Source organism: Pseudoclavibacter sp. CFCC 11306 (assembly GCF_008831235.1).
GTDB lineage: Bacteria > Actinomycetota > Actinomycetes > Actinomycetales > Microbacteriaceae > Pseudoclavibacter_A.
Genome location: NZ_WBKF01000001.1, coordinates 193856 through 207256 on the forward strand (window position 1 = coordinate 193856; position 13401 = coordinate 207256).

Here is a 13401-nt window from a genome sequence, read left to right on the forward strand (position 1 = left end):
GAATGAAGACTGCAGCACATATCTTCTTCGGCATCGGCCTGTTCTTCCTGGTCGGTCTGGTCGCATACTTCGTGTGCAGCCTCGCGTTCGTCAACGACGGCGTCGGCCTGTTCAACCCTGCCGTTCCGATCGAGCCCGCAGGTGCGACCGTGCTGGCCCTGGGCATCGGCATGGCGTGGTTTCCCGCCTTCTACTTCTACAAGGCGTCGAAGAACGCAGGCGGAACCCTTCCTGAGGATGATCTCGAGGCGAAGATCGAAGACGCCGACCCCGACTACGGCTGGTACAGCCCGTGGAGCTGGTGGCCCTTCGCGCTCTCGCTGGCAGCTGGAGTGATCTTCTTGGGCCTGGCCGTCGGAACGTGGATGACGATCATCGGCGGTGCGCTGCTGGTCGTGACCGTCATCGGCTTCTCATTTGAGAACCACCGCAATCGGCTGGCACACTGATCGTCGACTGACCTGCTGAGCAGAACAGCGGCCCCACATCTTACGGATGCGGGGCCGCTGTTTTCGTCTCTCTCAGTGATCAGACTGATGCCGACTCGAAGAACTTCAGAAAGTCGTCCCATGAGACGCGCTGCAGCGGGATTCGCCAATCGGGGAGACCGACGTTGGTGGCTGCAGCCGCGGAATAGATGAAACGGGGACGTGGACGGTTCGACTCGTGAGCCTCCGGAGCCTTCACAGTGACCCCGCTCCTGGCCTCTGCGTCGCCCTCGGGGTCATCCACGAGCACGCCGGTCGAGCCCGGGCGATCAGTGCGGTGCACAACCCAGGTGTTGTCGGCGACTCGGGTGAATCGCACCGGCACCTTGTTGCGTATGAACAGCTCGATGCTGCCGAACTCACGAGGCAGCTGCTCTGGGCGCTCAAGTGGAAAATACCGCTGGCCGTCGATGACGACTGGGCTGACGCGTTTGGTGATCATGCTGATGCCTCCTTGCATCTCGGCCGGTCGACGCCTCGTTGCGTCTGACAGCCCCTGGCGCATCACCAGGTGATTCGCATTCTAGGAGGCTTCTGCTGCGAACTGAGCATCCTGGTGGGAGTGAATACGATTGGCCACTGAGCCAGGGAGCGGACACATGTTGTGACCGTCGTGTCTGGCCGTGCGCCTGAGAGGCTCTTCGACACAGCCCCTCACCTGCGAGATGAGACGAGAACAGCCCCGATACCACGCGATCCGCGTGATTCCGGGGCTGTCTTACTGTGGGCGATACTGGACTCGAACCAGCGACCTCTTCCGTGTGAAGGAAGCGCGCTAACCAACTGCGCCAATCGCCCAAACGACTGCTGCCTTTCAGGCAACTCGACAAGTATAGCGTACTTTTCCAAGGCTGCGCACACCCTGCGGTAGGATAGTCAGGTCAACAGCAATCACCCACGCGCGGACCGCTTCGTATCGGTCGGCGCGGCCATGCTCAAGGAGCTCCGGTGTCGTCACCCATCACCATCACTGTCAACGGCGAGCACAGAGAGGTGGCAGCTGGAACGACCGGCGCCGATCTCTTCGCCGACCACCGCGACGTCGTCGCCCAGCGAGTCGACGGAGAGCTTCGCGATCTCGCCGGCACCGTCGCCGAGGGCGAGACCGTCGAGCCGGTGACGATCGACAGCGAGGACGGGCTCAACATTCTGCGTCACTCGACGACGCACGTGCTGGCACAGGCGGTGCAGCAGGTTCGCCCCGACGCGAAGCTGGGGATCGGTCCGTTCATCACCGACGGCTTCTACTATGACTTCGACGTCGAGGAGCCCTTCACCCCCGAAGATCTCAAACAGATCAAGAAGGTGATGCAGCGCATCGTCAAGCAGGGGCAGCGCTTCGTGCGTCGTCCCGTCTCAGAGGCCGACGCCCGCGTCGAAGAGGCGAACGAGCCGTACAAACTCGAGCTGATCGGCCTCAAGGGCAACGCAGGTGACGACGAAGAGTCGGTCGAGGTCGGCGGCAGCGGCCTCACGATGTACGACAACGTCGACCCGAAGAGCGGTGAGACGATCTGGTGCGACCTGTGTCGCGGACCGCACCTGCCGAACACCCGTCTGATCGGCAACGGTTTCGACCTGCTGCGCACCGCAGCGGCCTACTGGCGCGGCGATCAGGCGAACGCGCAGCTGCAGCGCATCTACGGCACGGCCTGGCCGACCAAAGAGGAGCTCAAGGCCTACGAGCACCGCCTCGCTGAGGCGGCGAAGCGCGACCACCGCAAGCTCGGCGTCGAGCTCGATCTGTTCAGCTTTCCCGACGAGATCGGCTCCGGCCTTCCGGTCTTCCACCCCAAGGGCGGCATCATCCGCAAGGTGATGGAAGACTACTCGCGTCAGCGTCACGAAGAGGCCGGGTATCAGTTCGTCTACACCCCGCACATCACGAAATCACACCTGTACGAGGTGAGCGGTCACCTCGACTGGTACAGCGACGGCATGTTCCCACCCCTGCACGTCGACGAAGAGCTCGATGCAGAGGGAAACGTCAGGCGTCAGGGGCAGGACTACTACCTGAAGCCCATGAACTGCCCGATGCACAACCTCATCTACTCGAGCAAGGCGCACAGCTACCGTGACCTGCCGCTGCGACTCTTCGAGTTCGGCACCGTCTACCGGTACGAGAAGAGCGGCGTCATCCACGGTCTGACTCGTGCCCGCGGGTTCACCCAGGACGACGCGCACATCTACACCACGCGCGAGCAGATGAAAGACGAGCTCACCAGCGTGCTGCAGTTCGTGCTCGACCTGCTGAAAGACTACGGTCTCGACGACTTCTATCTGGAGCTCTCGACGAAGGATCCGAAGAAGTACGTCGGAGACGATGCGGTCTGGGAAGAGGCGACCCGCACACTCCGAGAGGTCGCCGAGGCGAGCGGTCTCGAACTCGTGCCCGATCCAGAGGGCGCCGCATTCTACGGGCCCAAGATCTCGGTGCAGGCGCGCGACGCCATCGGCCGAACCTGGCAGATGAGCACGCTGCAGCTCGACTTCAACCTGCCTGAGCGGTTCGGCCTCGAGTACACCGCACCCGACGGCACGCTGCAGCGCCCGGTGATGATTCACCGCGCGCTCTTCGGATCGATCGAGCGCTTTTTCGGCGTGCTCACCGAGCACTACGCTGGCGCGTTCCCGCTGTGGCTCGCACCAGAGCAGGTCGTCGGCATCCCGGTGGCCGACGAGTACGCACCGTATCTCGAGGATGTCGCGGCGCAGCTGCGTGCCGTCGGGCTGCGTGCCAGCGTCGACACGTCGGATGACCGCATGCCCAAGAAGATCCGTACGCACTCGAAGCAGAAGGTTCCGGTCATGCTCATCGCCGGCGAGGACGACCGTTCGTCGGGCACGGTGAGCTTCCGCTTCCGTGACGGCTCGCAGTGCAACGGTGTGCCCGTCGCCGAGGCGATCACCTGGCTGCGCGGACTCGCCGACGCCAGGGTGCAGGTCAGCAGCGCGGTGGATGCCACGTCCGCTTCCGGCGTCGAGGCGCCGGCCGTCGCACTGGCCGAAGTGGCAGCACAGCAGGCGAAGGCCGCTGCCGCGGCCGAGTAGCGATTCGCGTCGGGCCGACACCGCACGCTGCTGCGGCGCACGGCATCCGTCGACGGTCACTGGTCGAGTCGGCTCAGCGGGCCACCGGAGTACCGAATCGTCATCACGAGTAAGATTCATCGAGAGATCACGAACAAGGAGTCACATGTCAGGCCACTCCAAATGGGCGACCACGAAGCACAAGAAGGCCGCGATCGACGCGAAGCGCGCCAAGGCCTTCGCGAAGTACATCAAGGGCATCGAGGTGGCCGCACGCCTGGGCGGCGGCGACCCTGAGGGCAACCCGACCCTCTTCGACGCCATTCAGAAGGCGAAGAAGAACTCGGTTCCGGCCGACAACATCACCCGCGCCGTCAAGCGCGGTTCGGGCGAGGTCGACGGCGGTGCGAAGTACGAGACCATCATGTACGAGGCGTACGCTCCGGGCGGCGTCGCGCTGCTGGTCGAGTGCCTCACCGACAACAAGAACCGCGCAGCGGCCGACGTGCGCACCGCGCTGACCCGCAACGGCGGCACGCTGGCCGATCCGGGATCGGTTGCGTACAACTTCAGCCGCAAGGGTGTCGTCACCGTAGCCAAGGCTGACGGTGTCACCGAGGATTCCATCCTCGAGGCGGTGCTCGACGCAGGAGCCGAAGAAGTGATCGACAACGGCGACAGCTTCCGCGTGATCAGCGAGCCCAACGACCTGGTGGCCGTTCGGCAGGCCCTGGTCGGCGCGAACATCGACTACGACTCTGCAGAGAACGAGTTCGTCGCCGGTCTGCAGATCGATGTCGACATCGACACGGCACGCAAGCTGTTCCGCATCATCGATTCGCTCGAAGACAGCGACGACGTGCAGAACGTGTTCGGCAACTTCGACGTGAGCGACGAGATCGTCGAGACGCTGGCCGAAGAAGACTGACATGTCGGTCATCCTGGGCATCGACCCCGGCCTGACCCGCTGTGGGTTCGGAGTCGTGGAGTCGCACCCGGGACGTCGCGTCGCTTTGGTCGACGTGGGCGTGATCCGCTCCGACCCGGCCGCCGACATCGCGGTTCGCGTGCATCGGATCTCACATGAGGTCGAACGGCTGATACGGCGACATCGGCCTCGAGCCGTGTCGGTCGAACGCGTCTTCGCTCAGCAGAACCTGCCGTCGGTGATGGGCGTCGCGCACATCATCGGCGCAGTGATGCATCTCGCAGGCGAAGCCGACATACCGCTGGTGCTGCACACGCCCAGTGAGGTGAAAGCTGCGGTCACCGGCAGCGGAAGAGCCGACAAGTCGCAGGTGCAGCACATGGTCGCGAGGCTGCTGGGCATCGACCACGTCGACGGACCGCCCGATGCCGCCGATGCCCTGGCCGTGGCGATCTGCGAGTCGTTCAAGCCGACTGCGAGCGACACGAAGGCCGTCGCGCCGGCCGGCGAGACGGCGGCGCAGCGGCAGTGGCGGCTGGGTCGCGAACGCGGCCAGGCAAATTCCAAACGCACAGCAGGCGATGCGGCGAAGACGGGGCAGTGGAAGATGAGGCGAGGATGATCGGATCTCTGAGGGGCACTGTCGTCAGCGCCGGCGCCGACCAGCTGCTGATCGACGTCAACGGAGTGGGGTACCTGGTGTCGGTGACGGCAGAACAGGCTCGGAGCCTGCGCGAGGGCAGCGAGGTGAGCGTGCTCACCGTCATGATCGTGCGTGAGGACGCCGTCACGCTGTTCGGTTTTCGCACTCCCGAGGAGAAAGGCCTCTTCGACGTTCTGCGCACCGTGAGCGGTGTGGGACCGAAGCTGGCTCTCGCCGTGCTGAGCGGTCTCTCTCCGCAGCGCATCGCTCAGGCGGTGGCCGACGAAGATGCGAAGACGTTCCAGACCATTTCCGGCATCGGTGCGAAGACCGCGAAGCTGATCACCGTGCAGCTTGCCGGCCGCATCGCACCACCGGCGCCTGCGCAGCAGACGTCCACGGCATCCGCCGCCGTCTCGGTCAACGTGGTCGCGGCTCTGGTCGGCCTCGGGTGGGCCGAGCGTGACGCGCAGGAGGCCGTCGCGCGAGCCGTCGAAGTGGGCGCCAAAGGCGATGACGCACTGCTGCGAGCTGCGCTCGCCCTGCTCGGGGGTGCTCGATGAGTTCGAGGCGCCGTCCAGGATCGTCGGCGGGCGACGAGACCCCGCGCGGCGAAGCGTCTGCGCCTCTTGAGAGCGTCGTCTCGCCGACGCCGCTCGACGACCGCGATTCGGCCAACGACGTCGCTTTCCGGCCGCAGCATCTCGATGAGTTCGTCGGTCAGCGCCGAGTGCGCGAACAGCTCGATCTGGTGCTGCAGGCCGCCAGAGTGCGAGAGCGTGCAGCCGATCACATTCTGCTGGCGGGACCTCCCGGACTCGGAAAGACGACTCTGGCGATGATCGTCGCGCATGACCTGGGGCGACCGCTGCGCCTGACGAGTGGCCCGACGATCACCCATGCCGGCGATCTCGCCGCCATCCTCAGCTCGCTCACCGAGGGCGAGGTTCTCTTCATCGACGAGATCCACCGCATCGCGAAGCCGGCTGCAGAGATGCTGTACCTCGCGATGGAGGACTTCCGCGTCGACGTCATGGTGGGCAAAGGGCCTGGTGCGACGTCGATTCCGCTCGAGCTGGCGCCGTTCACGCTGGTCGGTGCGACGACGCGCGCGGGTGCCCTGCCCGCACCGCTGCGCGACCGCTTCGGGTTCACCGCGAACATGGAGTTCTATCCGCCTCATGAACTCGCACAGCTGCTGCATCGAACCGCGGGTCTGCTCGAGATCGAACTGAGCGAAGACGCCATCACCGAGATCGCCTCGCGGTCACGAGGAACGCCTCGCATCGCGAACCGGCTGCTGCGCCGTGTTCGCGACTACCTCATCGTGCACCCCGACGAGGATCCTCTGCAGGCGGTCTCGTCGACGCTGTCGCTCTACGAGGTGGACGAGCTCGGCCTCGATCGGCTCGACCGAGACGTGCTCGGCGTGCTGATCCGACAGTTCGCCGGGGGACCGGTCGGGCTCGGCCCGTTGGCGATGAGCGTCGGCGAGGAGACCGACACTCTGGAGTCAGTCGTCGAACCGTACCTGGTGCGCAGCGGTCTCGTGCTGCGGACCCCTCGGGGCCGTGTCGCATCGCGTGACGCCTGGCTGCATCTGGGGTTGATTCCGCCGAAGGCGAAACTCTCGTCCGCAGGGAACGCACAGCCCACGCTTTTGGACGATTAGGGTAGCCTAGTCTCTTGGATCGGGTCGTCTGTGCGTGCCCGATGACCGCAACCGACGATGAGAGTGGAGTTTTATTCCATGGATCCAATGCTTCTGATTCTGCTGGCGGTATTCGTCGTGCTGATCTTCGTGACGTTCCGCAACAACAAGAAACGACAGCGGGAGGCGAAGCAGACCCAGGACAAGGCCGTCGTCGGCGCCCAGGTCATGACCAGCTTCGGCCTGTTCGGCACGATCCGTGACATCGATGAGGCGAACAACACCGTGACCCTCGAGTCGACGCCGGGAACGTTCGTGCGCGTGCACCGTCAGACGATCACCAAGATCGAATCGTCTCCCGTCGACGATGCTCCGGCCGCCGCCGTGGCGAGCGACTCGACCCCGGCTGCCGAGCCGCTCACCGATGAGGACGGCTCGCCGAAGTACGGCCTGCGCAGCGACGAGAACGACCGCTACAACGGCGGTTCGAACTATGACACGACCGCTGATCATGACGATGCGTCGTCGCAGAATGACGACAAGCCCAAGAACAACTAGATGACATGCGAATGAGCCGATGCCCACGTGCATCGGCTCATTCGCATGAGTGGTCCGGTCTCGAAGAGATGAGACGGCCACGCAGCCGGGGGGAACGACCGCTCGGTTCGGTGCGCTGACCGGCAGGTCGTGTGCTCTTGACGACGAGGAAGAACGACACAGTGGCAGCAAGCGGTCCGGTGCGACAGGCACGCAAGTCTCTGATCTGGCTCGGGGTGGTGATCGTCGCTCTCGCGGCGACCCTGGGCGGCGGCATCCTTTGGGGCGGAGCTTCGGCGACGCCGAAGCTGGCGCTGGATCTGCAGGGCGGCACGGAGATCGTGCTCGCCGCAGAGACCGAGGACGGCAGCGACCCGAGCGCCGACCAGATGAAACAGGCGCAGAGCATCATGCGCCAGCGTGTCGACGCCGGTGGCGTCTCCGAAGCCGAGATCACGACGCAGGGCGGCCGCAACATCGTCATCAGTCTTCCAGGCGACCCCACCGACGAGCAGCTGCAGCGCATCCGGTCGTCTGCGAAGCTCGAGTTTCGTCGGGTCTGGCGCTCCGCTGCCGCCACCTCGACGACGCCGACGACGCCGGGCGTCACCGAGAAGCTGCCGACGCTCGACGGCGAGGATCCCACCGAGAACGCCGCTCGCACGAAGGCGTCGAACGACATCATCTCGCAGTTCGACGCATACAGCTGCGTGGTTCCCGCAGACGGATCGACTCCGGAGAACGGAGACGACGCCGCATCGCAGCAGCAGTACAAGATGGCCGACCCCGTGCCGAACCGTGCCTCGGTCGATGCCGACGGCACCAGCGTCAACAGTGCCGACCTGCCGAAGATCGCCTGCAGCGCAAACGGCGAGAAGCTGCTGCTCGCTCCGGTCGACCGTCAGGATGACAAAGCCGACGGAGCGCTGCTCGACGGCGAACAGCTGAGCGACGCCAAGGCGGGCCAGCAGGCCGGTCAGAACGGCACCGTCACCAACAACTGGGTCGTGAACATCGAATTCAACGATGTCGGCACCGACATGTTCCACAAGGTCACGAGCGACCTCACCAGCCAGACCGAGCCGGCCAACCGCTTCGCCGTCGTGCTCGACGGACAAGTCATCGTGGCACCCACCTCGAATGCGATCATCACCGACGGACGCGCGCAGATCAGCGGGCAGTTCACCCAGGAGAGCTCGCAGACGCTTGCGGATCAGCTCAAGTACGGCGCACTGCCGATCAGCTTCGATGTGCAGAGCCAGAACAAGATCACTCCGACACTCGGATCCCAGCAGCTGGTCTACGGCCTCATCGCCGGTGCGATCGGTCTGCTGGCCGTCGTCGTGTACTCGCTTTTCCAGTATCGTGCCCTCGGCCTAGTCACCATCGTGTCACTGGTGCTCGCTTCGGGCATCACCTATCTGCTCGTCACACTGATGTCGTGGACAGAAGGGTACCGCCTGTCACTGGCCGGCATCGCCGGCCTGATCGTGGCGATCGGCATCACGGCTGACTCGTTCATCGTGTACTTCGAACGAATACGCGACGAGCTCAGAGACGGGTCGACGCTCATCCCCGCCGTCGAGGTCGGCTGGAAGCGTGCGCTGCGCACGATTCTGGCCTCGGACATGGTGAACTTCCTCGCGGCCGTCGTGCTCTATGTGCTCGCCGTGGGCGGTGTGCAGGGCTTCGCCTTCACCTTGGGGCTCACCACCATCGTCGACCTCGTGGTGGTCATGCTCTTCACCCACCCGATGATGCAGCTGCTTGCGACCACACGGTTCTTCGGCGAGGGCCATCACTTCTCGGGACTGAACCCGCAGATGCTCGGCAACGCCTATCGGGGACGCCTGAACCTGGACTTCGCCGCTCGGGCGGCAGAATCCGCCGAACCAGGCAGTCGCAAAGCGAAGAAGTCGCGCCGGGCTGCCGGCGAGGCCGAACGCCGCCTGACCATCGCCGAACGCAAGGCGCGCGCTGCGGGCTTCGAACCGCATCCGCATGACGGCGTCGACTCAGCCGAGGCCGCCTCGACGAACGACGCACAGAAAGACGCTGCCCAGACAGACTCGGCAGCCGATGAGAAGAATGGGGAGCAGCGCTGATGGCCGCCTTCTCGCAGTTGGGCTTCGACCTGCACTCAGGCAAGCGTTCAGTCAATTTCATCGGTCGCTGGAAGGTGTGGTACCTCATCGCAGCCGTGCTCATCCTGCTCTCGGTGATCCTCCCGATCGCCCGGGGCGGGTTCAACCTCGGCATCGAGTTCCGCGGAGGCAGTGAGTTCCGCGTGACGCACGTTGTTGACCCCCAGGAGCAGCCGGCGCGTGACGCCGTCGAATCGGTGCTGCAGAACAGCGAGATCGAGCCGCGCATCGCCGTGATCGGCGACGACACCATTCGTGTGCAGACCTACCAGGTCAGCGAAGACGAGTCGAAGCAGATCTCGTCGGCTCTGGCACAGACGTATCAGGTGCCGGGCGACGACGTGGCCGTGTCATACATCAACCCGAGCTGGGGTGCGGACGTCGGAGCGCAGGCGCTGCGCGGTCTGATCATCTTCCTCGTACTGGCCTCGGTGCTGATGGCGATCTACTTCCGAACCTGGAAGATGTCGCTCGCGGCAATGCTGAGCCTCTTCCATGACCTCGTGGTCACCGCTGGCATCTACGGTGCGGTCGGCATCGAGGTCACCCCCTCGGCGATGATCGGCTTTCTGACGATTCTCGGCTACTCGCTGTACGACACCGTCGTGGTCTTCGACAAGATTCGTGAGAACACGCGCGGCTTCGAAGAACAGAAGACGCGAACATTCGGAGAACTGGTCAACCTCGCCGTCAACCAGACGCTGATTCGTTCGATCAACACCACGGTGGTGGCGCTGCTTCCGGTCGCATCCATTCTGTTCATCGGCGGGCTGCTCGGTGCGGGAACACTGCGTGACATCTCGACGGCGCTCTTCATCGGCATCCTGGTCGGTGCGTACTCGACGATCTTCCTGGCCGCGCCCACTTATGCGCTGCTGCGCAGCAGAGAGCCGAAGATCGTCGCGCATGACGAAGTCGTCGCCGAGCATCGTGCCGAACTCGAGGCTGCAGGATCGTCTGCTGGCGAGGCGACAGAGGCGATGGCGGGCGATGCGACGTCTGCGGGCGAACCGAGTACTCTGAAGTAGTCATCAGGAGCACCACAGCGCACGACCGATCAGGGGGCGACACCATGCCTGAGCCACAGCAGCAGTCAACACCGTCAGCCCCACGACGTCTCGGCCTGCCGCGTCTCTTCCAGCGGCCGGCGACCGGTCTTGACGCTCAGGTCTCGCAACTGGTGCAGACGGTTCGGCACCATCATCCGAAAGAAGACCTCGCACTGATCAGGCGGGCGTATCTGACGGCCTATGCCGCCCATGACGGGCAGCTGCGTCAGAGCGGCGAACCGTACATCACCCACCCGATCGCGGTGGCGCAGATTCTGGCCGACTTGGGCGTATCAGCCCAAGTCGTGGCGGCTGCGCTGCTGCATGACACTGTCGAAGACACCGACTACACGCTCGATCAGCTCACGGCCGACTACGGGGCCGAGATCGCCATGCTGGTCGACGGCGTCACGAAGCTCGACAAAGTCAAGTACGGGGTGAACGCCCAGGCCGAGACTGTTCGCAAGATGGTCGTCGCGATGGCTCGCGATGTGCGAGTAATCGTGATCAAGCTGGCCGACCGACTGCACAACGCACGGACGTGGGGCTTCGTGCCGCCTGAGAAAGCGGCACGCAAGGCCAAAGAGACGCTTGAAATCTACGCGCCGCTCGCTCATCGTTTGGGCCTGAGTGCCCTGCAGCACGAGCTCGAAGACCGTTCGTTCAAGGCGCTCTACCCGAAGGTCTACGACGAGATCGTGCGTCTGGTCAAAGAGCGCACGCCGGCGCGCGAGTCATACGTCAAGCGCGTGATCTCGATGGTGGACGACGATCTTCGTCGACAGCGGATCAAGGCCGAGGTCGTCGGACGGTCGAAAGACTACTATTCCGTCTACCAGAAGATGGTGGTTCGCGGGCGTGAGTTCGACGAGATCTACGACCTCGTGGGCATTCGCATCCTGGTGAACTCGATCCGAGACTGCTACGCCGCTCTCGGCGCCATTCACGCCCGGTGGAGCCCGATTCCCGGGCGCTTCAAAGACTACATTGCTATCCCGAAGTTCAACCTGTACCAGTCGCTGCACACATCGGTGATCGGTCCGGACGGACGCCCTGTCGAGATTCAGATTCGCACCTACGAGATGCATCAGCGCGCCGAGTACGGGGTCGCTGCGCACTGGCTCTATAAGGCCAGCGGGGCGAAGCCGGTGATGAATCAGACCGCCGAGCAGGGCATCAACCAGGAGCTGGTCTGGCTGCAGCACCTTTCCGACTGGCAGTCCGAGACCAAAGACCCGGGGGAGTTCCTCGACTCGCTGCGATTCGAGATCGGCGCCAAAGAGGTCTACGTCTTCACCCCGCAGGGAAAGGTCGTCGGTCTGCCCGGCGGCGCGACGCCGATCGACTTCGCGTACGCGGTGCACACCGAGGTCGGTCACCGTGCGATGGGAGCGAAGGTGAACGGTCGTCTGGTGCCGCTCGACACCAGACTCGCCAGCGGCGAAGTCGTGGAGATCCTGACTTCGCGCTCTGCGGACGCCGGGCCGAGCAAAGACTGGCTCTCGTTCGTGACGAGCCCGCGAGCCCGTGCGAAGATTCGCCAGTGGTTCAGCAAAGAGCGCCGCGACGAGTCGATCGAAGCCGGCAAAGAGGCCCTGCAGCGGGCGCTGCGCAAGAACCGAGTGCCGCTGCGCGTCATCGGCGATCAGCAGGCGTTCACACGGGTCGCGTCAGGCCTCGGGTACCCCAACATCGGGGCGCTGTACGCGGCGCTCGGCGAGGGACACGTCTCGACTCAATCGGTCATCGAGCGCATCGAACTCGACGAATTCGATGAGACGACCAGCGAACTGCCGATCATGGCGCATCCGCATCCGACGACGCATCAGCGCGCGGCCACCAGCGACTCCGGGGTCTTGGTGCGCGGTCAGTCGGGCGTCATGGTCAAGCTGGCGAAGTGCTGCACTCCGGTGCCCGGCGACGACATCGTGGGCTTCATCACTCGCGGCGCAGGCGTCTCAGTGCACCGAGCCGACTGTCGCAACGTTGCCGACCTCAATGAGAACCAGCATGATCGAATGGTCGAGGTCTCGTGGGCACCGACGCACAAGAGCGTGTTCCTGGTGAACATCCAAGTCGAGGCCCTCGATCGCTCCGGTCTGCTCTCCGATGTCACTCGGGTGCTCTCCGAGCATCATGTGAACATCCTCTCAGCCTCCGTCAAAACCTCTGACGACCGTCTGGCGCTCTCTCGGTTCGTCTTCGAGATGGGTGATACCGTGCATCTCGATCGCATCCTGAACGCCGTGCGACGCATCGACGCCGTCTACGACGTCTACCGCGTCAACGGCTGAGCGCGAGCGCCTGCTGCAGCGCGCGTCGCGCATGCGCGGAGTGCTGCGTCTGATCGCCGGCGGGCAGCATGGGCAGCGCCCGTTCGACCGCGTGGCGGTGCTGCGCCGCGAGGTCGGCCAGCAGCACACAGTCATCAGGATGCTCGAGCGTCATGGCGAGGTCTCTCGCGGTGCGCGTCGGGCCGGTGACGCGAGCGCGGTCGAGAGCGTCGACGTGCGAGTGCTGCAGCCGCATATGGCGAATTCTGCAGATCACTCCGGAGCCGAGGGCGTCGCGACGGATGTCCCAGCGTCGACCGGGAGCCGTCATCGCCTCATAGAACGGGCGGCGGCGTGACCCCGTCCAGACCCAGGCAGCGGTTCGTCCTGCCCAGACCAGTGGCTCGGGCAGCGTCGGCAGGGAGGCGGCCCGCGCTCGGGGAGTGCTGGCTGCAAACCACGGGAGGTGCACGCCGCCGAGATCATTCAGCAGGCCGTCAAGAGTGAGCCGGCGGCGCTCTTCTGGTGAGAAGAACGCCGCCAGAGCGGAGCATTCGGGGCTCGGTGCGTGAGCGGATGATCGGGTGCCCGGAGTTCGCAGGCCGTTTGCCTCTGTCTGGTGCATGAGGCCAGTCGATCATGAGCGCTGGCGAAGCAC

At 64.5% G+C, this 13401-nt stretch carries 12 protein-coding genes and 1 tRNA gene; 10 read left to right on the plus strand and 3 right to left on the minus strand.

What is annotated here, in order from left to right:
• Positions 1 to 2: 2 nt before the first annotated feature.
• Positions 3 to 449, plus strand: coding sequence for a cytochrome c oxidase subunit 4 (locus F8O09_RS00840; protein WP_158031602.1), 447 nt, complete (start codon positions 3 to 5; stop codon positions 447 to 449).
• 79 nt (positions 450 to 528) lie between these two features.
• Here F8O09_RS00840 and F8O09_RS00845 read toward each other — a convergent pair whose 3' ends face one another.
• Together F8O09_RS00845 and F8O09_RS00850 are read right to left on the minus strand one after the other, a co-directional pair.
• A complete protein-coding gene (locus F8O09_RS00845; RefSeq protein WP_158031601.1) occupies positions 529 to 930 on the minus strand; it encodes a hypothetical protein in 402 nt (133 codons plus the stop codon).
• Between the two features lie 282 nt (positions 931 to 1212).
• Positions 1213 to 1286 (minus strand) — tRNA-Val (locus tag F8O09_RS00850).
• Between the two features lie 150 nt (positions 1287 to 1436).
• On the opposite strand from F8O09_RS00850, the gene thrS reads away from it, so the two are divergent.
• From thrS to F8O09_RS00895, 9 genes are all read left to right on the plus strand, one after another.
• Positions 1437 to 3539: a threonine--tRNA ligase gene (gene thrS / locus F8O09_RS00855; RefSeq protein ID WP_158053623.1), complete on the plus strand. Its 2103-nt coding sequence runs from the start codon at positions 1437 to 1439 to the stop codon at positions 3537 to 3539.
• A gap of 145 nt (positions 3540 to 3684) precedes the next feature.
• Positions 3685 to 4446, plus strand: a complete 762-nt coding sequence (locus tag F8O09_RS00860; protein ID WP_158031599.1) for a YebC/PmpR family DNA-binding transcriptional regulator — start codon at positions 3685 to 3687, stop codon at positions 4444 to 4446.
• Position 4447: 1 nt separating this feature from the next.
• The gene (ruvC, locus tag F8O09_RS00865; RefSeq protein WP_158053624.1) at positions 4448 to 5068 is read left to right on the plus strand and encodes a crossover junction endodeoxyribonuclease RuvC; all 621 of its coding nucleotides are present in this window, start codon (positions 4448 to 4450) and stop codon (positions 5066 to 5068) included.
• A complete protein-coding gene (gene ruvA, locus F8O09_RS00870) occupies positions 5065 to 5652 on the plus strand; it encodes a Holliday junction branch migration protein RuvA (RefSeq protein ID WP_158031597.1) in 588 nt (195 codons plus the stop codon). Before ruvC ends, ruvA begins: the two co-directional genes overlap by 4 nt.
• Positions 5649 to 6761 carry a Holliday junction branch migration DNA helicase RuvB gene (gene ruvB / locus F8O09_RS00875; RefSeq protein ID WP_158053625.1) on the plus strand — a complete coding sequence of 371 codons (1113 nt, stop codon included), beginning with the start codon at positions 5649 to 5651 and terminating at the stop codon, positions 6759 to 6761. The genes ruvA and ruvB overlap by 4 nt, the downstream gene beginning before the upstream one ends.
• A gap of 78 nt (positions 6762 to 6839) precedes the next feature.
• Positions 6840 to 7298 (plus strand): preprotein translocase subunit YajC, encoded by a 459-nt coding sequence (gene yajC, locus F8O09_RS00880; RefSeq protein WP_192497503.1) that lies wholly within the window; start codon positions 6840 to 6842, stop codon positions 7296 to 7298.
• Between the two features lie 161 nt (positions 7299 to 7459).
• On the plus strand, positions 7460 to 9382 hold the full coding sequence (gene secD, locus F8O09_RS00885; protein WP_158053627.1) for a protein translocase subunit SecD: 1923 nt from the start codon (positions 7460 to 7462) through the stop codon (positions 9380 to 9382).
• Positions 9382 to 10449: a protein translocase subunit SecF gene (gene secF, locus F8O09_RS00890; RefSeq protein WP_158031593.1), complete on the plus strand. Its 1068-nt coding sequence runs from the start codon at positions 9382 to 9384 to the stop codon at positions 10447 to 10449. The genes secD and secF overlap by 1 nt, the downstream gene beginning before the upstream one ends.
• Positions 10450 to 10493: 44 nt before the next feature.
• Positions 10494 to 12764: a RelA/SpoT family protein gene (locus F8O09_RS00895; RefSeq protein ID WP_158031592.1), complete on the plus strand. Its 2271-nt coding sequence runs from the start codon at positions 10494 to 10496 to the stop codon at positions 12762 to 12764.
• On the opposite strand, the gene F8O09_RS00900 is transcribed toward F8O09_RS00895, so the two are convergent.
• Positions 12754 to 13368 carry a hypothetical protein gene (locus tag F8O09_RS00900; RefSeq protein WP_158053628.1) on the minus strand — a complete coding sequence of 205 codons (615 nt, stop codon included), beginning with the start codon at positions 13366 to 13368 and terminating at the stop codon, positions 12754 to 12756. The two genes, F8O09_RS00895 and F8O09_RS00900, sit on opposite strands and share 11 nt — an antisense overlap.
• Positions 13369 to 13401 lie beyond the last annotated feature (33 nt).